The sequence below is a fragment of the Maribacter aestuarii genome (genome assembly GCF_027474845.2).
Lineage (GTDB): Bacteria > Bacteroidota > Bacteroidia > Flavobacteriales > Flavobacteriaceae > Maribacter > Maribacter aestuarii.
Genome location: NZ_CP107031.2, coordinates 1,825,669 through 1,851,289, shown reverse-complemented (window position 1 = coordinate 1,851,289; position 25,621 = coordinate 1,825,669). Strand labels below are relative to the sequence as shown.

The following is a 25,621-nucleotide window of genomic DNA, read 5'->3' as shown; positions in this document are numbered from 1 at the left end:
CACAATCTACTTAGTTTGTAAAATACTAGATAGCCTCGAACAATTTTCCGGGCAAAGGCCGTATTACTCCTTTCATTTCCATCCCTAAAAGTGTGGATGAGGCTTTGAAAATGGGAATCTTACAAGCTAAGGCTATACTGTCCAACAATTGCTTTCCTTCTTTTTGCAAATAGGTATAAATTGCTTGTTCAGTATCATTCAAGTCCACAAACAATTGTTTTTGAATCAATGGACTTTCCTTTTGGTCAAGTTCCCAATCCAATAGATAAATTAAATCTGCAGCCGATGTCAACATATGGGCTTTTTGCTGCTTGATTAAATTATTACAGCCCAAACTATACTTGTCCGTACTTCGCCCCGGGACGGCAAAAACATCCCGATTATAACTGTTAGCGATATCTGCGGTAACTAGGCTTCCACCTTTTTCTGCAGATTCTACAACTACCGTGGCTTCGCTCATGCCCGCAATGATTCGGTTACGCTTCAAGAAATTCTCCCGTTCTGGACTACTACTGCTCCAGAATTCAGTAAAAAAACCACCATGTTTTAAAATATCGGACTGATATTTAGCGTGCACCTTAGGGTATATTTGATTTAGACCATGGGCCAAACAACCGATGGTTTGCAAACCCTGCTTTACGGCCTCTCTTTGAATACAGATATCTACCCCGTACGCAAATCCACTAACGATGATGGGGTTCAAAGGGGCAATGTCCGCAATGAATTCCTCACAAAAGGCCATGCCATAGCTAGTAATATTACGCGTGCCCACCACGCTGATAATCTTTCGCCCGTCCAAATCAATATTTCCCTTTTTAAAGAGCAGTATGGGGCCATCGATACAGTGTTTTAAATAATGGGGATATTCGGCATCCAAAAAATACGTCCATTCGATATTATTCTTAGCGATGTAGGCATATTCTGATTCGGCAGCTTCCAAATGTGCTTTTTCAAAAAGATTTCTAATCGTTTGCGTTCCTATCCCGTCAATTTTTAAAAGCTGATTCCGTTTATCCTCAAAAATTGCAGCTGGACTACCACATTGTGAAATTAGTTTTTTTGCTAGGACATCCCCGATATTCGGCACGTGTTGCAACCTTAACGTTGCAATGAGTTCATCTGTAGTCAATTGGGAATCGGTCATGGTTATCCACAAAAAAGGGTGGCTACAATGTTAATAAAAAGTTATGGCATTCGTTTTTAAGCCCCCGAATTTTTTTAATATTTGCCATCAATGGTATTAGAACACTATATAGCCGATTTATTATATCGATACAATTGTGTGGTCGTTCCTGGGTTTGGCGCATTCTTGACACAGAAGGCATCTGCGTATATCAACGATACCACAAATACCTTTTATGCCCCTACGAAATCCATTGCCTTTAACGAACAGTTGACGACCAATGATGGTCTTTTGGTTTCTTACATAGCCGAATCCGAAAAAGATTCATTTGACAATATCCTTGCGAAAACCGAAGTGGTGGTGAAGGAATGGAAAAGAAAATTGGGAAAGGGAGAAAAGTTAAACCTTCAAAATATCGGGCTTCTTTGGACCAATTATGAAGGAAGTGTTCAATTTCAACCGTCCCAAGAAGTAAATTATTTGACTTCTTCCTTTGGTTTAGCAACGTTTAAAACGGTCCCCGTGACCAGGGAAATCCTAAAAGAGGAAGTTGTTGCATTAGAAGAAAAAATACCGTTCATTATAAGCCCTGAACGCCGTGATTCCAACCGTTTTAGACCCTACCTTAAATACGCCGCTATATTTCTTTTGGCCTTATCTTCGGGCTTGACCGGATACCGACTTTATCAGGATGGCATACTAACGAATCAGGTTGCCCGTCAGGATGCAAACCAACAAGTAACCAAACAGATTCAAGAAGCTACTTTTTTTGATACATCGCCTTTAGAACTTCCCACGGTAAACGTTGATGCCGTTTCTATTTCTATTTCTAAAACCCCTATCCGTGGAGCGGGCATACATCATATTGTGGCTGGCGCTTTTCGTATTAAGGCAAATGCGGAACGAAAAATCCAGTCCTTGAAAAATCAAGGTTATAATGCGGCATATTATGGCACCAATGCTTACGGCTTGCATATGGTGACCTATGATCGGCATGACAATGCGGAAGATGCCTTAATTGCGTTACGAGAAATCAAACGTAGCCAATCTTCGGACGCATGGTTACTTTCAGAAAAATAATTACCTAGATATAGCCCTGTCTTCTAAAGAGGCCTATTCGAGTCCCAAAGTCGTATTATTAGATTTTTGATAGTTCAGGATTATATCCAAATAAGCCTTTTTCACCCCCATTATCTTTTTTTTGACGTGTATCTTTACGCAAAATAATCTTTGATGCAAACAAAAGTACCTTCAGACTCAAGAACAACAATGACCGATATGGTGCTCCCAAGCGAGACCAACCCTTTGAACAATTTATTCGGGGGAGAATTATTGGCGCGCATGGATCGGGCTGCCAGTATTGCAGCCAGAAGGCATAGCCGCAGGATTACCGTCACTGCATCGGTAAATCACGTAGCATTTAACAGGGCAGTTCCCCTAGGAAGCGTCGTAACCGTTGAGGCTGCCGTGTCAAGGTCGTTTAAGACCTCAATGGAGGTATATATCGATGTTTGGATGGAAGATCGCTTTAGTGGAGAGCGGACGAAGGCAAACGAGGCCATTTATACTTTTGTAGCGGTAGATGAGACTGGAAAACCAACGGAAGTGCCAAAACTGAAACCGGAGACCAAGTTGGAAGAAGAGCGCTATGCCGGAGCACTACGGAGAAAACAATTGAGTCTGGTGCTAGCCGGCAAAATGAAGCCTAACGACGCTACGGAACTAAAAGCTTTATTTACGGGTAATTAAAAATCAAAATGGTCCGGATGCGCCCCAATACGTTCCCCTCTATCCAAACTATCCAAATAGGCCACATCTCCGTTGGATAGTTCAAAATCAAAGATATCCGCATTAGTAGCAATGCGATTACTATGTACAGACTTTGGAATGGTTACCACTCCTTTTTGCAAATTCCATCGGAGAATAATTTGAGCTACAGATTTATTGTACTTTTTGGATAGTTCCTTACATATATCTAAATCGAACACCTTGCCCTGCATAAAAGGTGACCAAGCTTCATACTGAATGGTATTTTTATTGCAAAAATCGATTAAATCCTGCTGCACCACGTAAGGATGGAACTCCATTTGGTTCACCATGGGGATTACATTACAATCCGTTAGTAAATCTTCCAAATGATGTTGAAGAAAATTACTGACACCAATGGCCCTGACCTTTTTCTGGTCATATAAATACTCCAGGGCTCTCCAAGTTTCCTTATACTTTCCTTTCACTGGCCAATGAATCAAAAACAAATCCAAATAATCCAATTGCAGTCGTTCTAGACTATCCTCAAAGGATTGCAAAGTGGAATCATAACCCTGCTCCGAGTTCCAAACTTTACTCACTACGAAAATATCCTCTCGGGCCACCGGGCTCTCCTTAATACCCTGACCCACTCCCGCCTCATTTTCATAAACCGATGCGGTATCTATGTGCCTGTATCCAATTTCCAAGGCATCCTTAACGGAATCAATCACTTCTTGGTCATTATCTGCTTGATAGGTTCCTAAACCTAAATAGGGCATTTTAACGCCATTATGTAGCTTAAAACTTCCACCAATATCCGTAATCTTTTTATGCTCCATTCTTTCAGATTAAAGTTGATAAACCCATTCCTCTGGATTCAATTTAGAGGTGTCTTGGTACAAATAGAATTTTAAACGGGTCTGTCCGTTAGACCGATTGGTATAAACTATACCTAATTCCTCTTTGGCACTTACCTTATCTCCCTTTTTTACAAATAGTTCCGACAAATTATAATACGTGCTTATGAAATTACCGTGCTTAATCTGCACTCCTTTGTTTCCTCCCGGTACAGCTAAAATAGCGATGACCTCACCTTCAAAAATAGACCTTGCCCTGGCCCCTTCTTCCGTAGCAATAATTACGCCGTTACTCTGGTGCTTAATTCCTGGATAGACGGCATCGTTGTAAATGCCAAATCCTTGACTTTTAATGCCCTTTTCCACAGGCCAAATCAGCTTCCCCTTATTGGAAGAAAAATTGTTGGCTACAATGGTTGCCTCCGGGGTCAATACAAATTTACTTGAGTTTTTTGCGGTGACCGTTGTGCCGGTTTTCTTATTGGAGGCAGCGATGGCATTGCGTATCAATCGTTCAATTTGCTGATCGATTTTGCGTGCTTCCCGTTTTTTCTCTTCAATGGCACTGGCATATTTGCTTTCGTTCTTACGGATTGTTCCCAAAAGAGCTTTTTGCGACTGAATTTCCGCAAACAATTCGTCCTTTGCTTTACGATTTTGTCTTAGCAATACTTCCTTTACTTTACGCTCCTCGTTGAGATCGCTATTCAATCGCCCCAGTTCTTCCGTTTTAGCTAAAATCTTATTCCCTTGCTCCTTTCTATAATCCGTGTACTGCTTCATATAATGTAGCCTCTTAAAAGCTTGGTAAAAACTTTCGGAGGACAATAAAAACATCAATCTATTCTGTTTGGATTTATTTTGGTAGGACCGTTGGATCATTGTAGCGTACTCTTCCTTTATTTCTTCCAGCTCGTCCCTCAACTTCGCAATATTTCGAATATTGGTATTGATTTGCCTATTAAGTAAATTGGATTGTTGATTAGTGACCCGTATCAATTGTTGGCGTACCGTAATTTTTTTGTCCAACGCTTCCATTTGGTCCAAAACATTGCCTTTCTCCTTCTTTTCAGCGAATAATAATCGGTTGATATCCCTTATTTCATTCTGAAGTTGTTCCCTTTTTTCCTCCAGCGCTTTCTGTTCCTCTGTTTGGCCAAAAGAAAGCTGAACCATTAAGGCCAGAACCAAAAAAAGCAATACCCTTTTCAAACGTTTATAAATCATCTTTGTTCAAAACTAACTCTTTAAAACCTTTCGGTATTTTATATGGAAAATTAACCGATTTATTGAGCTCCAAGTTTCTAAATTCTAGCATGATTTCGTTTTCCGTCTCTTCCTGTTGGGCCAGAATTCGAATCTCATTGGGCAGCACACGCTGTTCAATACTTTGATAATTATTATATCTAATTTGTAAAAAGCGTTTCTTTAACGGCTGTGACAACTGCTGTACGGCCATTTTAAAATTCTTGGGCTCTATTTGAAAGAGCGATTTAAATAGTACTCCAGGATTTTTTGGCACCAGTCTGTAGGTATCGTCGGAAATTGAAATTATGTATTTTTCATTTCTCAGATCCACAATAGCTTGACCCATAAGGAGGTTTTGCAACACATCAAAATCTACCTCTGTTCCCAATAAATCACTCAAATACGAAAAATCCCCATCAAAATATTGATTTTCCATTTTATTATAAAAGGAAACACGGCTCGGCGTTATATAAGCTTTTACGATTCCTAAAGGAGCGCTTATCCAAATGGCCTTATCCTTTTGCATACGTAGGCTTACGGTAAAACCTTGGGAGTCCTCACCGTCTGAATAATCTATTTTAATCCTACCGCTTAAGGTCTTGAAATCCGTAGCCTGTTGGTAATGTGATTTTATTACCGCTTTTGATGAGAGTCGGCTATCCACCGTGCCATCAGAAATTACTTTCGCACTTTTACAGGAAAAAACCAATAAAGCCATTATGCTGAGAAAAACGGGCTTAAGTACTGGCCAATGTTTTCGTAAGGTCATTTAAAATCCGGGTTTAATTTTACTAAAATACATATTCGCCTTGGACGGGTTGTCTAAAGCATTGTAGGCATCCGATAGCTCTTTGTAAATTTTGTTGGCCAAAGCGACATCATCAATCAGATAATCCAAAGCGGTCTCCAGAACCTCAATGGCATCCTTGTAATCTCCTAATTTATTCAAAGCATATCCATTAGCATAATAAAAATAGGGTTGTGATGGATAATTCTCCAAAGCCTCTTCGGTTATGCTCAACAATGAACTCATATCGCCATTTAACAATAGACTTGAAATTTTACTTTTATATTCCTCTAAGTCATTTGTTACCACGGTATTCTCTGCGTTCGTTACTACTGGCGACAGATTGCTTTCTTTTTCCGCTTCTCTTTTTGCGATGGAGTCCGTTATTTTTTGTGCCAAATGCTTGTTAGAATCCCTGTTCCCAAGGTCTTTTAACGTTTTTAACGCCTCCTCTAATTTTCCATTCTTAAAATAAATCGTGGCCAGGTTTTTTTGTAAAATCTCATTATCCCACGGTATCCTGTCTTTAAAACTGTCCTTTGAGATTCCTTGATCTGCGGTATTTGTAATTAAAGTGTTTAAATACCAATAGTTTTCAGGGTCCGAGGAGACTGCCTCCATCGCATATTCTTGGGATTGAATATACTTTTTGTCCAAGAAATAGGTTTTTGCAAGTTCATGGGCCACTACCACGTTATTCGGTTCCAATCGTTTGCATTCCAATAGGTAGTTTATGGCCTTATCGTAATTTTGGATTCCCTTCTGTTTTAGGCCTTCAAAAAAATTCTCCTGAAATTCATCCGAATAATCCTCCAGAAATACTTCGGCACTTTCTTCTACTCTAATTTCTTGTTCCTCTTGGGCATAAAAGAGGCTTGGGACAAAAAATATTCCCAGAAACAAAAAATAAGTAAGAAAGCTTAATTCTTTCATTTTAGCTTCAATAATGTCATTGCCACTTTGGAGTTTCGAGCATCATCATTTTACTCCTGTACTCCCAAATCCGCCTTCGCCCCTTGCCGTTTCGGAGAGTACCTCAACCCTCTCCCACTCGGCACGTTCGTGTTTTGCAATGACCATTTGTGCAATTCGCTCGCCATTTTCGATGACAAAAGACTCGTTGGAAAGATTCACCAAGATAACGCCTACTTCTCCCCTGTAATCCGCATCAATCGTGCCAGGCGCATTCAATACCGTGATTCCTTTCTTTGCGGCCAGACCACTCCTAGGACGCACCTGTGCTTCGTAACCAACAGGAAGCTCAATATTAAGTCCCGTTTTTATAATAGCCCTTTCTAAGGGTTGCAATGTTACACTTTCCAAAATATTCGCCCTTAAATCCATTCCAGCGGATGCTCCGGTTTCATAATGTGGCAGTTCGTGAGATGATTTATTAACAATCTTTATTTTCATAGGTCAGGTCATTTGTTTGCAATTATCCTTTTAAGATTATCTTTTTCCAATTTATAGGTCAATCCTAAGAAAATAGAAAGTAGTATAATGCCAACAATCAAATTCCTATCAAAAATATAAAATGAGACTATGGAAAAGAAGGTAGACAATCCTAAATAAAAACCAATTTTTCTAAAGTTATAGGGGATGGGATAATACATGCGCCCAAAATAAAAAGAAAGGAACATCATAGTGCCGTAAGCTACCAATGTGGCTATTGCAGACGCCACATAACTGAAATATTGTATTAGTGCAAGGTTGATGATGATGGTCAACACCGCACCTATCATAGAAATATAGGCCCCGAATTTGGTACGGTCCGTAACCTTATACCATACCGATAGGTTGTGATAGATTCCAAGAAAAAAACTGGCCAACAAAATGATAGGCACGACAGACATGGCGTCCCAGTAGGCTTCGTCCCTTACAAATAGTTCCTTGAGTAAATCAGAAAAGACCACGACCGCCAAGAGAATTACACTTCCCAAAACTACAAAGTAGTTCGTAATCTGTGCATAAGCCTTTTGCGGGTTTTTTGTTTCGGAATGGCTAAAGAAAAAAGGCTCGATCCCCATTCTAAAAGCTGTGGCGAACAGGGTCATAAATACCGCCAATTTTATACAGGCTCCATATTTACCGACCTCAGCCGTCGCAATATCCACAGGTAAAAGTCGCTCCAATAAAATTTTATCCAATACCTCATTGATGGTAAACGCTATACCGGCAATCATTACGGGCATGGCATATTTAATCATTCTTCTCCATAAGGCAACATCAAAAACGTAAGGTTTTCTCAAATACACCCTCAACATTAAAAGTAGGGTTATACCACTTGCAATTAAATTTGAAATTAGGATATAGGAAATTTCGAAGTCCGGCTTATACATGGATCCGAAAAACGAGGTCGAATTTGATTGTGCAAGTTTAGGCAGTAGCAACAAAAAGAAAACGTTGAAGCCCAGATTCAGTGATACGTTTAAAATTTTGATTATCGCATACCGGCCCGGTTTTTCCTGCGCCCTTAATAAAGCAAAAGGGATAATGACCAAGGCATCTAAGGCTAGAATACCAATCACATATCCCATTAACTTATACTCTATAAGCAACTGTTCCGAGATGGATGATTTAAATAAAATGCCCACCAGCACGAAAAACAGGGTCGAGCCTAAAATGGACAATAAAGAGGTGGTTACTACTTTTTTTCTATTATCCGCCTCCTTATAAAACCTGAAAAAAGCGGTCTCCATGCCATAGGCCAGAAATACGTTGAAAATGGCGAAATAGGAGAAAATTACGATAACCTTACCATAGGAACCAGGTGGCATAACCTCCGTGTAAAGAGGCACCATGAGCACATTCAGCATTCTGGGCAATACCGTAGCCAAGCCGTAAATTGCCGTTTGCTTAAAAAGTTTTTTGAGTGGATTCAATCACCATGGATTAAGACCTCAAAAGTACCTAATTACGGTGGTAATACAAATTTAGTTTTTGAGCTTACCGATGTCCATGATTGGCTGTTTGTCTTTTATACCCGCATCCTTTACATGCCCAAGGTTTCCGTTTTCCATATAACTTCGAACAGCCTTTGTGCCTCTATCTATATAAAGTCTATCTCAGGGGAGCCTTCTGTAGAAATTGGATTTTCAGCCATTGTCACTCTGCTTTAATCGTTTTAATTCTGTAAGCTCCCTTCGTATTTGAACTACAATAAAACTTCCCAGAACAAATAACACTACTATGGATGAAATTACGATATAGGTATAAAACCCTGATGAGAGCGAAGCCTTAAATAAGGGCAGCAATAATATAAAACCAGAGCAATAAATAGCTATGATTAGCGGCGTGAATACATAATGTACTAACGTTCTATTCTTATAATACGAAGTGAGTTCCGATTTATATTCCCTAGGCTTCAAGAGTACGTTGAGCGACTTTAGTTTTTTGATACTCAAGACCTCGATTCCAATACGAACAACAAGACTGCCAATCATTAAGGAAAGTCCTATGATTACCGTATTATTTTTATACCCAGAAATATAGATGAAAAAGAAACATAGCACCAGTAGGGTTATTCCTAAAATTACGTTGGTAATCCGTTGCTTGTTCTTTATTGTCTTTATTCTTTTGAGCATAGTTTGGAAATCATCCTGCGAAGGTTTCATCTCGGGCTGATTGCCCCACTCAGATTTTAATTCGTTAAAACTTGTCATTTTTTGCACATTTTGAAAGTTGATTTTTGATTCTGTGTATACGGGTTCGCAAAGCTTCATGACTAATTCCCATAATTGATGCGATTTCGTTCTGTGGTAAGTCCTCCAGTTCCAGTAAAATAATAGCCTTGTTCGTCTCGGACAGTTCATTTATGCAAGCATAAAGTGTTGATAGCATCTGCTCCTTATCAATTTCGGATTGATTGTCTATAGGATCACTAGCGGTTTCTAGACGGATGTTTTTTATTTTTTTCTTATCCTTTCGTAACTGTCCCAAACAGGTATTTACCGTAATCCTGTAAATCCATGTGGCTATGTTACTCTCTTCTCGGAATTGATGAAGATTGTCCCAAACTTTTATAAAGACTTCTTGGGCCAAGTCCCTTGCGATATCATAATCTCCGTTTACATACCCTAGACAAAGACGCATAACCTTAGGGTAATTGGATTCGTAGGTCTCTTTAAATTCCAGTTCTTTCTCTTCCATGGCTATTTTAAACTTTCCAAAACCTTCTCCATAAACCACTCGGGATTATCGTACATAATAAAATGCGCGGCATCGTCCGCATATTCAATTTGATAATTTGAAAGATTTTTATATTGAATTTCATAAGTGGATTTAACCATGTCGCGGCCATACGGGAGGGTTGCTGCCAATATGACGACAGGAGTCTTTATTCTTGCCAAATCTTCCCTTAGGTCCAATTTAAGTAAATCTGTATAGCCGTACACATAGGTCTTCCTATCCGCTTGCATCATCCAATTTACCAATTGTGGTCTTTTTTCCGCGTTCATGGTCATTCCCTTTGCCATTTGTTCCGCCATTGCCTTAAAATCAGATTCGCCCATCGCCAATAATTGTTCATTGTAGGAATTGTCATAGACCACATTTTCACTCTTAAAATTAGGAATCATCAACGCCCCGATTGATGGTAGGGCGTCCACCACGATTACTTTTTTAAAGTTTTTATTTTCCTCCGTTGCCAACCACAACCCTAATGTGCCTCCTAAGCTGTGTCCAATTAGGGTCGCGTTCTCTAACTTATTTGTATCAATGTATTCAGAAATACCTTCCATTACTTTAGGGAGCCATGGCCCTTCAATGGGCTCCACCTCCCCAAAGCCCGCAAGCGTAAAAAGATGACATTCGTTATTTTTTGACAGTTCCGCTACCGTATCTTCCCAAACGGTATCGGTACAGGTAAAACCCGGGAATAAAAGGATTGGGTCTCCCGTTCCAACCACCTTTACATCAAATGGTCTTTCTTGAGAAATAAGGATATTGGAAAAAATAAGAAATACTAAAATCGATAAATTCTGAATCGTTTTCATAAAGAGATTTTTAAGTTATTTTCCCTTTAGATACAATTCTCTTAAAATGTTACATCCATTTCAGAAAAATAAATTGCAGGTAGAAATTTGTTCGGTTTTCTCAATCTTTTAAAACCCTATTGTTCCTCTTCTAGCTGTATTCTCTTCATCGCTAAGGAAGCAAAAAGAAATGCCAGTAGAAGAAAAAATGCTGCTAGGGTATAGGGTGCCCCTGGGTAGTAAACATTCCCTTCCGGGCGAATAAAGAAATAGAATACGGGAGAAAATATGAGTTGGCCCAAAATTGCGGTCACACTGACCAGTCCCGTAATAGAACCCTGCAGGTTTCCTTGTTCTTTTTCGGATACTTGGTTTGAAATTAAACCTTGTACCGTAGGCCCTGCAATACCACCTAAAGCATAAGGAATTAGGAAGGCGTATAACATCCAAGGTTCTGTGGCTAGCGAAAAGAGGAACATTCCCACCGTCCAGAGCAGAAATCCTACGGTAACTACTACCCGCTTACCAAATTTTTTGACCAAAACCCCTACCAAGAATCCCTGTACCACGGCCACAAGTAGCCCGACTACCATGAGCGAAATCCCTATTTCCTTTGGACTCCAATTATAGCGTTCTATCCCATAATAAGACCAGGTGGACGGTAATGCTTGGCCGGCCAAGTTAGCTAAGAAAAAAGCAAAAATTAGTAATAAAACTCCCTTATAGTTTCTAAGTGCAACCAAGGATACTCCAGGTATCATCTTAAGAAAATTTATCTTTCTTCTGTTCTCTTTAGTTAAGGACTCTGGAACAAAAAGCCACCCAAAAAGAAAGTTGGAAAAGGTAAGTCCCGCCGCAATGTAGAATGGTAATCTGATATCGATTTCTCCAAAAAACCCACCAATTCCCGGGCCTATGATAAATCCTAGTCCAAAAGCCGCGCCGATTAGCCCAAAATTCTTGGCCTTATTTTCTTTGGTGCTAATATCCGCAATATAGGCGGATGCTACCGTAAAGCTTGCCCCAGTAATACCCGCTAAAAATCGTCCCAAGAATAACCAAGTGATTGTCGGTGCCCAAGCGTGTATCAAATAATCAATACTTAATCCTAAAAGCGCTATCAAGAGTATAGGACGTCTTCCGTATTGGTCCGAAATCTCCCCCAAGACAGGAGAAAAAAGAAATTGCATCCCAGCAAAAGCCGTAGTCAACCACATACCGTAGAGGACTGCCATATCTATTCCCTCTCCTGTCAATTCCATTATCAATTCTGGAATAATAGGAAGGATAATTCCAATCCCAATAACATCAACAAGAATAGTGACGAATATGAAAAGTAATGCGGTTTTCTTTGGTTGCATAAGAGCGACAAAAATCGGTTAAAAAAAGAAACCACAGAAAGAAATATTCCTCTAGTCGAATACAATTTTAGTATATTGAACTGAAAATCTTGAAACTACACCATCCTTATGAAAAAAGTGATTCCAATCGTTTTAATTTTGATGCTATGTATTGCGTTTTCTTGCAATGAGCAGGTAGTAGAAGAAAAAGTGCGGGAAAAACCGAACATTATTTTTATCATGTCCGATGATCACGCTTATCAAGCTATTAGTGCTTATAACGATAAACTCATACAGACTCCTAATATTGATAGAATCGCAAAAGAGGGCATCACTTTTACAAATGCCAGTGTCACAAATTCAATTTGTGCACCTTCAAGGGCAACAATTCTTACCGGAAAACATACGCATATCAATGGAAAAACGGATAATCAACGCCCTTTTGACACCACACAGGTAACCTTCCCCCAATTATTTCAAAAGGCCGGCTATCAAACAGCTATGTTCGGGAAGCTCCATTTTGGAAACAACCCGAAGGGAGTGGATGATTTTATGATTCTTCCCGGGCAAGGGAGCTATATCAATCCCGATTTCATTACCAAGGATGGGGATACGACGATTACCGGATACGTGACCGATATTATAACCGATGTCACTTTAGAATGGTTGGATACCAAAAGAGACCCAGATAAACCTTTTATGCTCATGTACTTGCACAAGGCACCGCACCGTCCGTGGTGGCCAAGTCCGGAAAAATTCGAGGAATTTTATGGCAAGACATTTCCAGAGCCTGACAACCTTTTTGATGATTACAGTAATAGGGGAACCGCAGCGAAAACGGCAGAAATGAATTTATTACGTCATATGATGTACAATCATGATAGCAAAATTCGTCCTGCACTGACTAAAAGGATGAACCCAGAACCCTTTGTGCCAGAATATGAAGGTTCGTTTGACAACCCCTATACTAATAGAGTCAATGAGGATCAAAAGGCCTTATACGAACCCATATTGGATAAGATAAATGAGGACTTTGAAGAGAATTGGCCGAAAATGACCAAAAAAGAAAAAATGCAATGGAAGTACCAACGTTACATGCAGGATTATCTAGCATGTATTTCCTCAGTAGATGATAATGTCGGACGGGTATTGGACTATCTGGACACAAACGACTTAACTGGGAATACCATGGTAATCTATACCTCGGACCAAGGTTTTTACCTCGGTGAACATGGTTGGTTCGATAAACGGTTCATATATGATGAGTCCTTTAAAACGCCATTATTGGTTAGATGGCCCAATGAAATTAAGCCTAGCATCACCAACGAAGAAATGGTTCAAAACCTGGACTTTGCCCAAACTATGTTGGAAGCCGCACAAATTGATGCTCCAGATGATATGCAAGGCGAAAGCCTTATGCCTCTACTGACCTCTAACGACGCGGAATGGACTAGAGATGCGGTTTACTATCATTACTACGAATATCCCGCGGTACACCAAGTGAAAAGACATTACGGGATTGTTACAATCGACTATAAACTTGTTCACTTCTACTACGATGTAGATGAGTGGGAGCTTTATGACCGTAAAAAAGACCCTAATGAAATGAACAATGTCTTTGACGAACCTGAATATGCCGATGTAGTGACTGATCTAAAAATAAGGCTAGAAGAACTTAGAAAACAATATGGCGATTCGGATGAATTAAATCAAAAGTACATTGATTTGCATCTAGAAAATGATATTAAGTCACCGCTCGACTCCGAATAGTAAAAAAGAAAAAGGCTCCCTAATCGGGAGCCTTTTTAATAAATGAATAATGTTATAATTAATTGTTGAGTGCCTTAGCGCGATGATGGATTTGACCTCCCTGTAGTTCGGTCTAATTGTTCAGCGCTTCCGCTCCCGATGGATTTGACCTCCCTGCCGTTCGGTCTAATTGTTCAGCGCTTCCGCTCCCGATGGATTTGACCTCCCCGCCGTTCGGTCTAATTGTTCAGCGCTTCCGCTCCCGATGGATTTGACCTCCCCGCCGTTCGGTCTAATTGTTCAGCGCTTCCGCTCCCGATGGATTTGACCTCCCCGCCGTTCGGTCTAATTGTTCAGCGCTTCCGCTCCTGATGGATTTGACCTCCCCGCCGTTCGGTCTAATTGTTCAGCGCTTCCGCTCCACCAACAATTTCTAAAATCTCGTTGGTAATAGCTGCTTGTCTCGCTTTGTTGTAGGTCAGCTTCAACTGATCTCTAAGCTCTGTAGCATTGTCAGTTGCTTTATGCATGGCAGTCATACGAGCACCGTGCTCACTAGCAAAAGAGTCTCTTATACCTTTATATAGTTGGGTCTTCAAAGACTTCGGAATCAATTGCTCTACAATCTCTACTTTGGTCGGCTCAAAGATATAATCTGCATTAGCATTCTCGGCACCTTCCATAGGCACTATTGGAAGAAACTGCTCCGTCATTACAATTTGTGTAGCAGCGTTTTTAAACTTGTTGTAAACAATATCGATTCTATCATAGTTCCCATTGGTGAACTGCTCCATCAAATCCTCGGCTATCGCCGCTACATTATCAAAAGTCAATTCTTCATAAACAGAACTATGGTTTGCGATAACAGTAGATTTTTTTCGTAAAAAATCATTGGCCTTTTTTCCAATGGCCATAAAATCCACTTCTTTTCCTGCGTAAGCGGTTTCGGCGAGATAGGTGCACTGTTTCAAGATATTTGTATTGAACGCTCCGCACAACCCTCTGTTAGAAGTAATCCCAACTACCAATACTTTGTTCACAATTCTATTATCGGAATACTTACTACCGGAATCCCCATCCAAGCTTGCACTCAAACTTTGTAAAAGTTCCGTTAGTTTATCCGCATAAGGACGCATCGCCGTAATGGCATCTTGAGCCTTCTTCAGCTTGGCAGCAGATACCATTTTCATGGCACTGGTAATCTGCATGGTTGAAGAGACCGATGCTATTCTATTACGTATTTCCTTTAAGTTTGCCATTTTTATAAGTATATGGTAAACAGTATCAATTAGTAAAGAACTAAATGGTACTTATTACGCTTTACTATTAACTTCTGTATTTTCCCGATAGATCCTTAGCAACGGCCGTTAACGTATCTGTAACCTCATCCGTTAGTTTTCCTGCTTTTAAGGTATCTAGAACATCTCTATGCTTGGCGTTCAAAAATTCCAAATAGTCGCGTTCAAATTCTTTTACTTTTTCAACTGGAACGTCACGCAACAGGTTTTTAGAACCTGCATAAATTATTGCAACCTGATCTTCCACCGTGAAAGGGTCGTTCTGTGCTTGCTTCAATATCTCCACGTTACGACGGCCTTTTTCAATTACGTTCAATGTGGCTGCGTCCAAATCGGAACCGAACTTAGCAAATGCTTCCAATTCACGGAACTGTGCCTGGTCCAATTTTAAAGTACCCGCTACTTTCTTCATCGATTTAATCTGAGCATTACCCCCAACACGTGATACGGAAATACCTACGTTAATCGCAGGACGTACCCCTTGGTTGAACAAATCCTGCTCCAAGAATATCTGTCCGTCCGTAATCGAGATTACGTTGGTTGGAATATAGGCTGATACATCTCCCGCCTGTGTTTCAATGATTGGAAGGGCTGTTAAAGAACCGCCTCCTTTTACCATCGGTTTCAAAACATCCGGTAAATCGTTCATATTCTTTGCAATCGAATCATCATTAATGACTTTTGCCGCACGCTCCAATAATCTAGAGTGAAGGTAGAAAACATCACCTGGATACGCTTCACGTCCCGGTGGCCTTCTTAACAACAATGATACTTCTCGGTAGGCTACCGCTTGTTTTGATAAATCATCATAGATAATTAAAGCTGGTCGACCGGTATCCCTGAAGTATTCTCCAATAGATGCGCCGGCGAAAGGAGCATAAACCTGCATAGGTGCAGGGTCGGAGGCGTTGGCGGCTACGATAGTCGTATAGGCCAAGGCTCCTTTATCTTCTAAAACTTGTGCAATATTCGCAACCGTAGAGGCCTTTTGGCCAATGGCTACATAAATACAATAAACAGGCTCACCTGCATCGTAAAATTCTTTTTGATTAAGAATGGTATCGATACAAACCGTAGTCTTACCTGTCTGACGGTCACCAATAACCAATTCCCGTTGACCCCGTCCTACAGGTATCATGGCATCAATCGCCTTAATTCCAGATTGTAGTGGTTCGGTTACAGGCTCACGGAAAATTACCCCTGGAGCTTTTCTTTCCAGTGGCATTTCGTAAGTCTTACCTGAAATAGGACCTTTTCCATCAATAGGAGTTCCTAACGTATTTACAACACGGCCAACTATCCCTTCACCAACATTAATAGAGGCAATGCGTTGGGTACGTTTTACCGTTGCACCTTCCCCGATCCCTCTAGATGGTCCTAGCAATACTACACCTACGTTATCTTCCTCGAGGTTAAGAACGATTCCTTCCAAACCGCCTTCGAACTCAACTAATTCTCCGTACTGCACATTGGCCAATCCGTAGACTCTAGCGATTCCATCACCTACCTGTAATACAGTGCCCACTTCGTCCAAGGTTGCGGTTGCATCGAACCCTGATAATTGTTTCTTTAAAATTGCTGATACCTCAGCGGCTTTTACTCCTGCCATTTTTATAAGACGTTAGATGTTAGACAATAGACGTAAACGTCTATTTACCCTTCTTATTTATAAACTATTTGTAAACTCTCTTTTTAAATTGTTCAATTTGTTGGCAATACTTGCATCATACTGCAAATCCCCAACTCTTAAAACAAATCCGCCGATAATATCCTCATCGACTTTATTCTCCAAGGTAACCTCATTACCTGTTAAAGAGGTGACCTGTTTTAAAACTTTCTTCTCCAAAGCGGCGTTCATGGGAACGGCCGTTGTTACATAGGCTACATCTTTCCCTTTTAGTTGTTCATTGAGGATTATGAACTTAAGTGCCACTTCATTTAAGATTGAAATCCTTTTGTTGTCGACCAACATACTGGTCAAACCCTCAGATATAGCGTGACTTCCCTTAAAAATCTTCCCTAAAACCTCTTTTTTAGCGGTACCGGATATTACTGGACTACCCAACATATCCTTTAGTTCCTTGCTATCCGATATAGTAGATACGATAGACCGCATATCTTTCTCTACCGCAGCAGTGGCTTTATTCTCCATGGCCAAGTCCAAAATGGCTTTGGCATATCGTATGGCCGCTCTAGATTCGCTCATAGTTTTAGTTCAATTTTATGTCGGTCAACATATCGTCCACTAATTTCAATTGCTTGTCCTTATTGGATAATTGTTCTTTAATGATTTTCTCTGCAATACTTACAGATAACTCTGCAACTTGACTTTTTATATCTGCCACCGCAGCCTTCTTCTCGCTCTCAATAGTCGCTTGCGCTTGTTTTACCATTTTATCCCCTTCAATCTTGGCCTGCTCCTTAGAATCCGCTATCATCTTATCCTTAATCTCACGGGCTTCCTTTAACATAGCTTCACGTTCTGCGCGTGCTTCTTTTAAAAGCTTCTCACTATCAGCGGTAACATTCTGCATTTCTTTCTTCGCGCTTTCCGCAGCAGCCAATGCAGCCTTGATACCGTCTTCCCGGTCGTTAACTGCATTTAAAATTGGTTTCCATGCAAACTTGCGAAGCAATAACAGTAATCCGATAAACAATAAGGTCTGCCAAAAGAACAATCCTAATGAAAACTCATTCAATAACTTTTCCATATTCTAAATTGTATTTGTCTTTTAATTTTTAAGAAACATTGACCGTAACCAACCGTTACGGTCAATGAACTTTAGATTTGTTAAGATGCAAATATTGCAGCGAAACCAATCCCTTCAATAAGTGCTGCCGCTATCAACATTGCTGTCTGAATCTTACCGTAAGCTTCTGGCTGACGGGCGATAGCATCCATGGCAGAGCCACCGATTCTACCAATACCCAAACCTACTCCGATAACCGCTAAACCTGCACCTACAATTGCTGGAATTTCCATAATATATCTAGTTTAAAAATTAAAAATTCAATCCTATAAATGAGCCAACTCCGGCTCTTCTTCATGACCGTGGTCATGATCATGCTCTTCTGCCGCAAATCCAAAATACAGGGCCGATAACATGGTGAAAATATATGCTTGCAATACCGCTACTAAAATTTCAATCAATGAAATCGCAAAGGCCAGTCCAAAGGATAACGGACTGCCAATCCAACTCTTAAAGATGAACATTAGACCTATTAAACTCATCAATACAATATGTCCCGCCTGCATGTTGGCATACAAACGTATCAGTAGTGCAAAAGGCTTAATGAAAATGCCCAGAATTTCAATAGGGACCAATATAATGTATATGGGGATTTTACCATACCACGGCATGGTATCGCCCAATGGATCAAAAATATGTTTCCAATAGTCCTTGGTGCCCGTTAAATTAGTCAATAAAAACGTTATCAAAGCCAAGGCAACCGTTACTGCGATGTTTCCAGTAACATTGACGCCTAGTGGCGTTAATCCAAAAATGTTCAAAAACCAGATGAAAAAGAAAACCGTTAGCAAGTACGGCATATACCTGGCGTATTTTTTCTCACCGATATTTGGTTTAGCGATATCATCCCTAATGTAAACTACAATAGGCTCAAAGAACCTACCCACCCCGACCGGTACACTTCCATTCTTTGCATAAGAACTTGCCAGACTTCTGAACAACCAAAACATCAACAAACACGTAAGAAAAATCATTACCACGCTCTTGGTTATAGAAAAATCTATGGGCTGTACATTAGTAGGATGATTTTCTTCGTCATAATTGATGGTACCGTCAGCATCGGTCTTGTAAATCTTGCTGTGGTATAACTTATAGTAATTTCCGTCAACTTCAGCCAAGGTTCCACCGTGATGGAATTTAGAGGAAGAAAAAACTTTTAAACCGTCATCCCATAAAATAACGGGGAGCGGAAATCCTACATAATGGTGCTCGCCTGCTTCGTCCGTATAGGAAAACAGTGAAAAATCGTGAGAATCCTGAAGGTGATGTTGAATATATTCCTTAATCTCGGTTTTAATATCTTGTTTTGGCTCATCGGAAGATGCTTCGCTTTCTGAAGCAAAATTATTCGTGCTAACAAGTAAGGCTATGGCTATTAGAACTTTGAAAAAAAGTGTTTTTCGCATATTGCTCAAAATATCGGTCTCTAAAAATCGGTGCAAATGTACGGTATTATCACAAAAAGAAAAAAGCAATCTAGACTTTATTTCAAAGTAAAAAGAAGCTAGTATTTTAATCCAATTTTTTAAGCATTTGAGCTATGAAAAAGGTCTCTAAAATCAAAGAGAGCAGGTAAGGGACAAAGAAAGCGGCAAATTCTATCTTATCCATATCTCCATCAGCACTATACGTTGGATAAAAAAGTAAAAAGAAGAAAATGAACTTTAAGAAACTACCCCCCATAAAAAGAAATCCTATGTGGTTTTTGAGTTTTTTACGAAAGGCATAAAGACCTATGTAAATACTGGAGGCCAATAATCCATTTACAATATAGGATTGTAAAATGAGGTTGCCATATTTTGGCATACCATAGGCACTAAGTAAATAAGAGTGTAAAAAAAATATCGATAATAAACTTACTGACAAGACTAGAAGGAAAGCAATAATGGGAAGCGTTTTGACTTTCAATATTTAATACTTTTTTAGTTGTCGCAAAACAACCCATATGGCAATTGCCACACCTAATATAGTGGCAATTGCCGTAAGAACTCTTTTTTCATTACCATAATACTCGTCTAGCCAAATACCGCCTTTGGCCGCCAAGAATATAATAGCACCCATTTCAAAAGCGATACCGGAAAGAACAGCAATGTTTTTGAGATTGTTTTTTTCTTAGGAGGCTTTTGCTGGCTCATTTTTACCGTTAGGGGTTCCGCTCAGTGATGATTTAAAACCTCCTGAATTCTGGGTACTGGAAGACGAAGAAATTGATCCGCCTTTACCTTTCATGGTACATGAAGCGTTGAATGTTGCACCAGGCTCAACAGCTAGTTTGGTAACGGAAACCGTTCCCTCTATCACAGCCGACGATTTCAAGGATAGCAAATCGGAAACCAAAAGCTCGCCATTAAAGCTGCCCTCTATGTCCGCATTTACACATTCTACCTTTCCGTGTATGTAGCCATCCTTTCCAATTACTACTTTGCCGGAAGTCTTAACATTACCATCCAATTTTCCATCGATACGGAAATCGGCTTCAGAGATAATATCTCCTTTAATTTTAGTGTTCTTCTCAATTCTGTTGGGTTGTCCTCCTGTTTCGTTCATACTTCTAGGTTTTTGTTTGTCTGAAAACATTACTCATGGTTTTGGGGTTAAAAGTGTATCTCTATAATCCGATATGTTCTTGTGCACTTGAACAATCTTATAGTTCTCCGATAAAATTACAAAATTCTCATTAGCAACCTTATAATCCTTATTGTTTTTTAATAGCTCGGAGTAGCCAAGGGCAAAGTCCTTGGACTTAAATCCGTGCACCACTACAAATTGATTTTCCAAATCATAGATATCCTTGGATACCGTATTCTTATATCTTAAATCCGTAATGGATTTTTCCAGCAGTTCCATCAACTTTAAGGCTTTCTCATTATTGCTTCTCTTAAAGGGGAAAACTACTTTCCAATTGGAGGTTCCTTTGGAATCTGTTTCCGGTGAAAAATCCTTTGGTTCTAGTTTTGGTAACTGTTCGGCAACCATCTGTTCGGCCTTTTTCCCTTCGGGATTATTGGGATAGGTCAGCGCCACATAGTTCAAAGCTTCCTTGAAGTCATTGAATCCCTGTAGCCTACCTATGGCATTGGCCTTCAACATCTCAAACTTTGGGACGATAGGGTCTCCGGTATATCTATTAATATTTGCTTCCGCACCGGTAATTACTTCTAAGAACTCCTGATTATTAAATTTTTTGAATAATTCTTCATACCTCCTTTCCGGACTATCGGAATTATCCGATAATACAGCTTGTGGATTCAGTAAAATTTCCGCATAACGAGAATTCCTGTGGTTGGCGATAATATCCGCTTTCATCGAAGCCATTAATGGACTACCCACTTCCTCATATATCTTATACAGATTGTACTTTGATGGCAAGACCAAACGCTCCTCTGGGTTTGAAGCTAATACCTTTTCCAACTTTTCTACGGCTAAAAGGTTCTCTTTAAACTTCTCCTTATAAATAAGCCCCAATTGATAATTGGCGAAATTCCGTTCCGTTTTTAAGCTATCGATTATAGTGATTTCCGTGGGAATCCTGTCCATGTAATACGCTAAGGAAAACTTCTCATCCTCGGTAGGAAGAACGTCAATTTCCGTACCGGATACTACGGGAGCCCCAGTAGCTTCGGAAAAACTGGAAACCGCTTTATTGGACCAACGCCAATCGTCTGCCAACTCCCGGTTACCCCATCTGTTCTTAAACTCATTCTGACCGTAACCCAAACTAGTAATATTATAAAAATAGAACTTTCCCTTGTTCTCCTTACCACCTTTACTTTTGGAGAATGCCGCAAAACCTGCCGTAATCTTATCCTTTTCTTTTTTCTGGGAAGCCTCCTGCTCCTCCTTTAATTTTTGGATATGATTTTCGTAATAAGCAATTTGGTCATCCTTGGGTAATTCGTAGACCGTTATAACACTATCTGCATACTGGACGATATCTTCGTATTTTATAACATCTTCCAGATTGTCCAACTTCTTTTTAATAGACCTATATTTTTTAGCGTTCTCATTTAAATTGGTCAAAACACTATCATAATATGCCCCAGCGACCTTGTACCCATTTTGGTCAAAATTATACTCGGCCAAATTTTCGTAGTTGAGTGCATTTAACTTGGGTTCGTTCCGGGTAGCCCGAAGCGATTTATTAAAATAGGCCAAGGCCAGGCTATCCGACCCTTGATCCAAATGAAACTCCGCTACCTGCCTGTATATTTTATCCAAGAAAGGCCTATTTTCCCTGTTTTCTTCCAAATCGGTTAGGTATTCGAGCATTTCCTCCTGATTTTCAGCAGTAAGTGCTGTATTTTTTAATTTCTGAATTTCCGCATTGATCATGTAAACGCGTGGTGATTTCCTATTCAAATCGATGACCTTATCAAAGGCATAGTTGGCGCTGTCCTTATGGCCCAACTGATTGTATAATTGCCCAATGATATAGTAGTACCGTCCCTTCTCCGGGTTCTTCTTGGTATAATAAGAAGCTATTTTTAGGTTTTGGAGTGCGGTATCCGGAATATTGAGATTAATGTAGGCTTGGGCCATCATGGCACGGGCATCCGCATATTCTTGATCCTCTAATTGTTCTAGTCTTATAAGGCGCTTCAAATTCTTAATGGCTAAATCCTCGTTTTGTAATCGAATGTTTACTTTTTCCCGCCATATATTGGCTTCGTTCAGCTTGTCACTTTCGTAATATTTGTTGAGAATATAGTTGAATGCTTCTAGGGCAGGAATATAACGCTCGTCAAAATAACGGGCTTTCCCTAATAAAAGAAAGGCTTCGTCCGTTTGCGGGTTGCGCTCTATGTCCTTAATGTCCATACTATGGCGCTGAATGGCTTTGGTCGCCTTTTCTTCGGCTATTAGAAAATTGGGGTTATTGTCCTCTGAATCCAGTTTTATTTCCCCGGAAACTTCCAAGCGTTCAACGGGCAGGATTTCCCAATAATCATCTTGATATGAATCATTAAGGGTTGTCCTTCCTTCCTCAAATGCGATATTACCATTGTACAAGGTATTGTACTTGGTGTTTAATGCGTGCCAATTACGGTTAATGAATTTGTCCTTTTTTACCGAGCAGGCATTAAAAAGCAACGTTCCAAAAAGTATGGCAAAAATGTATCTGAGTTGAACCTTCAAAATAAAGTGTATACGTATGTATGGTTAACTTAAAAACAGCCATATTATTATGTAGTTCATCGGTAAAAGGTGAATTTATTCAAGGTAAATGGGAAAGTGTAAACTCGTAACTATCGTAAATTACCGACTAGCCGGTTTGCTTAACCTGTCTTTTATCGATCAAACACCGTTGTTAATGCGGCTTAACGATACTATTACGATACGCATCGATAGGAAAATGGATGCTGTTTAAGATTCTAAACCCAAAAACCGACTGATGAGTCGGTTTAAGGTAATTTTATTACAAATTGATAAAGTGCACGAAGTACATGTGCTTGATGCTTTACCCAGCAAAGAAAGTTTCCAATTCCCTTAGTGTTTCCGTTGAGGTTTCAATGTCCTTCACTACTTCACCTTTATTCAGTACCACGATACGTTCACAGACCTCCGTAACGTGTATCAAATCATGACTGGATACCAACACGGTAACATCCTGTTTATTGGCTAGGTCTTTTATAATTGCCTTAAGACGTATTTGTGTAGTAGGATCTAAATTGGCAAAAGGTTCATCCAAAACAACTACTTGCGGGTTTCCGATAAAGGAGGCCACTATTCCGGCCTTTTTCTGATTCCCTTTGGATAAATCCCTCAGGTATTTCTTTTGACCCAAAATCTCTCCATGAAAAAAATCCGAAAACTGCCCTAGGAGCGCGTCAACATCGGCTTTATTGGCCCCCCTTAGGTCCCCAATAAAATAAAAGTACTCCTCAGGCGTCAAATACCCGATTAAAAAGGTTTCATCTATGAAGGAGGATGTAAACGGTTTCCAGGCTTCGCTCGTGTTTACCTGCACCTCATTATTGATAATATGACCGGAAGTGGGTTGAATAAGGTCCAACAGTAAGCTGAAAAAAGTTGTTTTCCCAGCACCGTTATTTCCCACCAAACCAAAGCTCTGCCCCCTGGGAATTTTCAAATGCTCTATATTCAAGACGGTTTGTTTACCGTACTTTTTTGTTAGGTTCTCAGTTATTATCATAGTATAATTTCAATTTGCGTATTAATTATTTTGGATTAGCCATTCTTTTGTTTAAAACCAGCAATCATCCCGTATTTCTTTCTTCTGTACTGTTCGGTTATCAGGTTCAATAAATAGTTTTTCATGGCGAAGCCGATAATCCCCAGTACGGAAAGAACAATTACGGCAACCTCAAAAGAGATGAGATAATAAAATATAGTAAACAGTATAATTGGCAACACAAGAACGGGTAACATAATCAAGAACTGTGTGGCACTGGTACCTTGCATATTCCCGAATGGACTTTGATCCAATTCTATCCTTTTTTTATTAAATGAGCCAAAAAATAAAATGACCGGTATATTTACTCCTAAATTATACAATGCGCATGCCAGATTAATAGCCAATGCCTCCCAACCAAAGTAAACATAGGGTATGGTAAGTAGGAACATGACAACTACACTAACAGATATCAACATCGCCTTCGACTCCAAATACTTGCGTAAAGGAATATTTTGAGACATCATCATGGAATAATAGCTGCTATCCCAGGCCGGGATAAACTGACCAAAATTGCTCAAAAATATCCCCGTCATAAACACGCCTAAAAAGGCTTTCATGGGCATCATCTCCGCATAGATATCTTGGGTATAAAATATCAATCCGTAGAACACAAAAAGAAGAGAAATGAACACCTGCGATTTGGTTCTTTTATTGCGCCATATCATTTTTAAGTCCAATTGTAGAAAAGTACCCAATTCCCCGAACCGTTTGGTCCAAGCCAAATCGGAAGTATTGGCCTCCTTGGCTTTTGTTCTTAAACTGGCATCCAAATAAATCTTATCCCTCAAAAATTTATAGTTAACATAATAAACTAGGACCGCCAAGCCTAAAGGAATAAGGACCGTTACGGGATAGGCATATAGCGCGTGAAACATAGGTCCGAAAAATTCCTTCACCGAAAAAACCTGAAAATAGTCTAGCGCATATCCTACCAAAAGAATGCTAACGATAGCTATTAATGCCTTGTCATTTTTATTGATCAATAAGTTGACATAATTAACACAAAGGACAATCGCAAATATAGCGACCACCCACAGCAACACGTTCAAAGCGGGATAGCCATTGAACATGAGAACGATGGCAAAAGGCACAAAAAAGAACAAGGAAAGTAAATTATAAACCGAGGCTGCAGAACGGCCCAAGATGTAGTGGGCAATGGCGCTTTTCTTTACTGGAGTGGCTAAGAAAGGTTTTATATCCATCACCGGTAGTTTTTGCATAAAATACCGCAGAAAAAGCTCTATTAATATCCAATAGATAAAATACTGTCCTATAATCCACATAGGATTTTGATCGGGAAAAATTTTCCTTAGGATAAAGTACATCCCCCCTCCTGCTGCTAAAAGGTACAGCAGCATGATAAATCCAAAAAAACCCATGATGATTTTTACTCCTAGACTTTTTCCAAAATTGGCGGATCTAAAGAACGACTTCCATTGAAGTCCTAGAAATTTTTTGAACATTAGGGTTGGTTTACGTTATTACAGGTAATTGGTATCGTGAAAATTGATTTTGTTACAAGGAAGTCATTTTTTTTCAAAATGCAATTTT

26 protein-coding genes are annotated in these 25,621 nt (G+C 39.8%); 3 read left to right on the top strand and 23 right to left on the bottom strand.

Annotated elements, in window-relative coordinates:
• Positions 1–25: 25 nt before the first annotated feature.
• The gene (gene dprA / locus N8A89_RS08370) at positions 26–1,129 is read right to left on the bottom strand and encodes a DNA-processing protein DprA (RefSeq protein WP_281543359.1); all 1,104 of its coding nucleotides are present in this window, start codon (positions 1,127–1,129) and stop codon (positions 26–28) included.
• A 105-nt stretch (positions 1,130–1,234) separates the two neighbouring features.
• Between dprA and N8A89_RS08365 the strand changes: the two genes are divergently transcribed.
• Both N8A89_RS08365 and N8A89_RS08360 read left to right on the top strand, forming a co-directional pair.
• The gene (locus N8A89_RS08365) at positions 1,235–2,203 is read left to right on the top strand and encodes an HU domain-containing protein (protein WP_281541855.1); all 969 of its coding nucleotides are present in this window, start codon (positions 1,235–1,237) and stop codon (positions 2,201–2,203) included.
• Positions 2,204–2,356: 153 nt separating this feature from the next.
• Positions 2,357–2,872 carry an acyl-CoA thioesterase gene (locus N8A89_RS08360; RefSeq protein WP_281541854.1) on the top strand — a complete coding sequence of 172 codons (516 nt, stop codon included), beginning with the start codon at positions 2,357–2,359 and terminating at the stop codon, positions 2,870–2,872.
• On the opposite strand, the gene N8A89_RS08355 is transcribed toward N8A89_RS08360, so the two are convergent.
• From N8A89_RS08355 to N8A89_RS08310, 10 genes are all read right to left on the bottom strand, one after another.
• Positions 2,869–3,711 carry an aldo/keto reductase gene (locus N8A89_RS08355; protein WP_281541853.1) on the bottom strand — a complete coding sequence of 281 codons (843 nt, stop codon included), beginning with the start codon at positions 3,709–3,711 and terminating at the stop codon, positions 2,869–2,871. The genes N8A89_RS08360 and N8A89_RS08355 overlap by 4 nt on opposite strands.
• Before the next feature lie 9 nt (positions 3,712–3,720).
• The gene (locus N8A89_RS08350) at positions 3,721–4,956 is read right to left on the bottom strand and encodes a murein hydrolase activator EnvC family protein (RefSeq protein WP_281541852.1); all 1,236 of its coding nucleotides are present in this window, start codon (positions 4,954–4,956) and stop codon (positions 3,721–3,723) included.
• Positions 4,946–5,746, bottom strand: coding sequence for a lipoprotein insertase outer membrane protein LolB1 (lolB1, locus tag N8A89_RS08345; protein ID WP_281541851.1), 801 nt, complete (start codon positions 5,744–5,746; stop codon positions 4,946–4,948). The genes N8A89_RS08350 and lolB1 overlap by 11 nt, the downstream gene beginning before the upstream one ends.
• Positions 5,747–6,697, bottom strand: coding sequence for a tetratricopeptide repeat protein (locus N8A89_RS08340; RefSeq protein WP_289645333.1), 951 nt, complete (start codon positions 6,695–6,697; stop codon positions 5,747–5,749).
• Positions 6,698–6,742: 45 nt separating this feature from the next.
• The gene (gene dut / locus N8A89_RS08335; protein WP_281541848.1) at positions 6,743–7,177 is read right to left on the bottom strand and encodes a dUTP diphosphatase; all 435 of its coding nucleotides are present in this window, start codon (positions 7,175–7,177) and stop codon (positions 6,743–6,745) included.
• 8 nt (positions 7,178–7,185) lie between these two features.
• Complete coding sequence (locus N8A89_RS08330) at positions 7,186–8,646, bottom strand: lipopolysaccharide biosynthesis protein (RefSeq protein ID WP_289645330.1); 1,461 nt, start codon at positions 8,644–8,646, stop codon at positions 7,186–7,188.
• Between the two features lie 213 nt (positions 8,647–8,859).
• Entirely contained in the window at positions 8,860–9,426 is a 567-nt protein-coding gene (locus N8A89_RS08325; protein ID WP_281541847.1) for a hypothetical protein, read from the bottom strand.
• Positions 9,413–9,913 carry an RNA polymerase sigma factor gene (locus tag N8A89_RS08320; RefSeq protein ID WP_281541846.1) on the bottom strand — a complete coding sequence of 167 codons (501 nt, stop codon included), beginning with the start codon at positions 9,911–9,913 and terminating at the stop codon, positions 9,413–9,415. Before N8A89_RS08320 ends, N8A89_RS08325 begins: the two co-directional genes overlap by 14 nt.
• Before the next feature lie 2 nt (positions 9,914–9,915).
• A complete protein-coding gene (locus N8A89_RS08315; RefSeq protein WP_281541845.1) occupies positions 9,916–10,758 on the bottom strand; it encodes an alpha/beta fold hydrolase in 843 nt (280 codons plus the stop codon).
• 116 nt (positions 10,759–10,874) lie between these two features.
• A complete protein-coding gene (locus tag N8A89_RS08310; protein WP_281541844.1) occupies positions 10,875–12,098 on the bottom strand; it encodes a TCR/Tet family MFS transporter in 1,224 nt (407 codons plus the stop codon).
• Positions 12,099–12,206: 108 nt separating this feature from the next.
• Between N8A89_RS08310 and N8A89_RS08305 the strand changes: the two genes are divergently transcribed.
• Entirely contained in the window at positions 12,207–13,847 is a 1,641-nt protein-coding gene (locus tag N8A89_RS08305) for a sulfatase family protein (protein ID WP_281541843.1), read from the top strand.
• Positions 13,848–14,224: 377 nt separating this feature from the next.
• Here the strand turns inward: N8A89_RS08305 and atpG are convergent, their stop codons facing one another.
• The 12 genes from atpG to N8A89_RS08245 all read right to left on the bottom strand — a co-directional run bounded on the left by atpG (position 14,225) and on the right by N8A89_RS08245 (position 25,533).
• On the bottom strand, positions 14,225–15,085 hold the full coding sequence (gene atpG, locus N8A89_RS08300) for an ATP synthase F1 subunit gamma (RefSeq protein ID WP_289645327.1): 861 nt from the start codon (positions 15,083–15,085) through the stop codon (positions 14,225–14,227).
• A 67-nt stretch (positions 15,086–15,152) separates the two neighbouring features.
• Positions 15,153–16,733: a F0F1 ATP synthase subunit alpha gene (gene atpA / locus N8A89_RS08295; protein ID WP_281541842.1), complete on the bottom strand. Its 1,581-nt coding sequence runs from the start codon at positions 16,731–16,733 to the stop codon at positions 15,153–15,155.
• A 57-nt stretch (positions 16,734–16,790) separates the two neighbouring features.
• Positions 16,791–17,330: an ATP synthase F1 subunit delta gene (atpH, locus tag N8A89_RS08290; protein ID WP_281541841.1), complete on the bottom strand. Its 540-nt coding sequence runs from the start codon at positions 17,328–17,330 to the stop codon at positions 16,791–16,793.
• A 4-nt stretch (positions 17,331–17,334) separates the two neighbouring features.
• Complete coding sequence (locus tag N8A89_RS08285; RefSeq protein ID WP_281541840.1) at positions 17,335–17,835, bottom strand: F0F1 ATP synthase subunit B; 501 nt, start codon at positions 17,833–17,835, stop codon at positions 17,335–17,337.
• An 80-nt stretch (positions 17,836–17,915) separates the two neighbouring features.
• On the bottom strand, positions 17,916–18,107 hold the full coding sequence (gene atpE, locus N8A89_RS08280) for an ATP synthase F0 subunit C (protein ID WP_281541839.1): 192 nt from the start codon (positions 18,105–18,107) through the stop codon (positions 17,916–17,918).
• A 33-nt stretch (positions 18,108–18,140) separates the two neighbouring features.
• Positions 18,141–19,280 (bottom strand): F0F1 ATP synthase subunit A, encoded by a 1,140-nt coding sequence (atpB, locus tag N8A89_RS08275; protein WP_289645555.1) that lies wholly within the window; start codon positions 19,278–19,280, stop codon positions 18,141–18,143.
• 106 nt (positions 19,281–19,386) lie between these two features.
• Entirely contained in the window at positions 19,387–19,680 is a 294-nt protein-coding gene (locus N8A89_RS08270; RefSeq protein WP_281541838.1) for a DUF6168 family protein, read from the bottom strand.
• A 105-nt stretch (positions 19,681–19,785) separates the two neighbouring features.
• Positions 19,786–19,935 (bottom strand): AtpZ/AtpI family protein, encoded by a 150-nt coding sequence (locus tag N8A89_RS08265; protein ID WP_289645323.1) that lies wholly within the window; start codon positions 19,933–19,935, stop codon positions 19,786–19,788.
• A 51-nt stretch (positions 19,936–19,986) separates the two neighbouring features.
• Positions 19,987–20,451, bottom strand: coding sequence for a bactofilin family protein (locus tag N8A89_RS08260; protein ID WP_281541836.1), 465 nt, complete (start codon positions 20,449–20,451; stop codon positions 19,987–19,989).
• 3 nt (positions 20,452–20,454) lie between these two features.
• The gene (gene porW, locus N8A89_RS08255; RefSeq protein ID WP_281541835.1) at positions 20,455–23,010 is read right to left on the bottom strand and encodes a type IX secretion system periplasmic lipoprotein PorW/SprE; all 2,556 of its coding nucleotides are present in this window, start codon (positions 23,008–23,010) and stop codon (positions 20,455–20,457) included.
• A 322-nt stretch (positions 23,011–23,332) separates the two neighbouring features.
• Positions 23,333–24,028 (bottom strand): ABC transporter ATP-binding protein, encoded by a 696-nt coding sequence (locus N8A89_RS08250; protein WP_289645321.1) that lies wholly within the window; start codon positions 24,026–24,028, stop codon positions 23,333–23,335.
• 35 nt (positions 24,029–24,063) lie between these two features.
• Positions 24,064–25,533 carry a DUF5687 family protein gene (locus tag N8A89_RS08245; RefSeq protein WP_289645319.1) on the bottom strand — a complete coding sequence of 490 codons (1,470 nt, stop codon included), beginning with the start codon at positions 25,531–25,533 and terminating at the stop codon, positions 24,064–24,066.
• Between the last annotated feature and the right edge of the window lie 88 nt (positions 25,534–25,621).

Coding starts and splice junctions, on each gene's coding strand:
- atpB (WP_289645555.1), bottom strand. CDS start 19,280: ATGCGAAAAACACTTTTTTTCAAAGTTCTAATAGCCATAGCCTTACTT.
- N8A89_RS08310 (WP_281541844.1), bottom strand. CDS start 12,098: ATGCAACCAAAGAAAACCGCATTACTTTTCATATTCGTCACTATTCTT.
- N8A89_RS08340 (WP_289645333.1), bottom strand. CDS start 6,697: ATGAAAGAATTAAGCTTTCTTACTTATTTTTTGTTTCTGGGAATATTT.
- N8A89_RS08325 (WP_281541847.1), bottom strand. CDS start 9,426: ATGACAAGTTTTAACGAATTAAAATCTGAGTGGGGCAATCAGCCCGAG.
- N8A89_RS08315 (WP_281541845.1), bottom strand. CDS start 10,758: ATGAAAACGATTCAGAATTTATCGATTTTAGTATTTCTTATTTTTTCC.
- atpE (WP_281541839.1), bottom strand. CDS start 18,107: ATGGAAATTCCAGCAATTGTAGGTGCAGGTTTAGCGGTTATCGGAGTA.
- N8A89_RS08355 (WP_281541853.1), bottom strand. CDS start 3,711: ATGGAGCATAAAAAGATTACGGATATTGGTGGAAGTTTTAAGCTACAT.
- N8A89_RS08250 (WP_289645321.1), bottom strand. CDS start 24,028: ATGATAATAACTGAGAACCTAACAAAAAAGTACGGTAAACAAACCGTC.
- dut (WP_281541848.1), bottom strand. CDS start 7,177: ATGAAAATAAAGATTGTTAATAAATCATCTCACGAACTGCCACATTAT.
- N8A89_RS08245 (WP_289645319.1), bottom strand. CDS start 25,533: ATGTTCAAAAAATTTCTAGGACTTCAATGGAAGTCGTTCTTTAGATCC.
- N8A89_RS08320 (WP_281541846.1), bottom strand. CDS start 9,913: ATGGAAGAGAAAGAACTGGAATTTAAAGAGACCTACGAATCCAATTAC.
- N8A89_RS08285 (WP_281541840.1), bottom strand. CDS start 17,835: ATGGAAAAGTTATTGAATGAGTTTTCATTAGGATTGTTCTTTTGGCAG.
- N8A89_RS08270 (WP_281541838.1), bottom strand. CDS start 19,680: ATGCCAAAATATGGCAACCTCATTTTACAATCCTATATTGTAAATGGA.
- N8A89_RS08305 (WP_281541843.1), top strand. CDS start 12,207: ATGAAAAAAGTGATTCCAATCGTTTTAATTTTGATGCTATGTATTGCG.
- atpG (WP_289645327.1), bottom strand. CDS start 15,085: ATGGCAAACTTAAAGGAAATACGTAATAGAATAGCATCGGTCTCTTCA.
- atpA (WP_281541842.1), bottom strand. CDS start 16,733: ATGGCAGGAGTAAAAGCCGCTGAGGTATCAGCAATTTTAAAGAAACAA.
- atpH (WP_281541841.1), bottom strand. CDS start 17,330: ATGAGCGAATCTAGAGCGGCCATACGATATGCCAAAGCCATTTTGGAC.
- N8A89_RS08260 (WP_281541836.1), bottom strand. CDS start 20,451: ATGTTTTCAGACAAACAAAAACCTAGAAGTATGAACGAAACAGGAGGA.
- N8A89_RS08265 (WP_289645323.1), bottom strand. CDS start 19,935: ATGGGTGCTATTATATTCTTGGCGGCCAAAGGCGGTATTTGGCTAGAC.
- N8A89_RS08360 (WP_281541854.1), top strand. CDS start 2,357: ATGCAAACAAAAGTACCTTCAGACTCAAGAACAACAATGACCGATATG.
- N8A89_RS08365 (WP_281541855.1), top strand. CDS start 1,235: ATGGTATTAGAACACTATATAGCCGATTTATTATATCGATACAATTGT.
- lolB1 (WP_281541851.1), bottom strand. CDS start 5,746: ATGACCTTACGAAAACATTGGCCAGTACTTAAGCCCGTTTTTCTCAGC.
- N8A89_RS08350 (WP_281541852.1), bottom strand. CDS start 4,956: ATGATTTATAAACGTTTGAAAAGGGTATTGCTTTTTTTGGTTCTGGCC.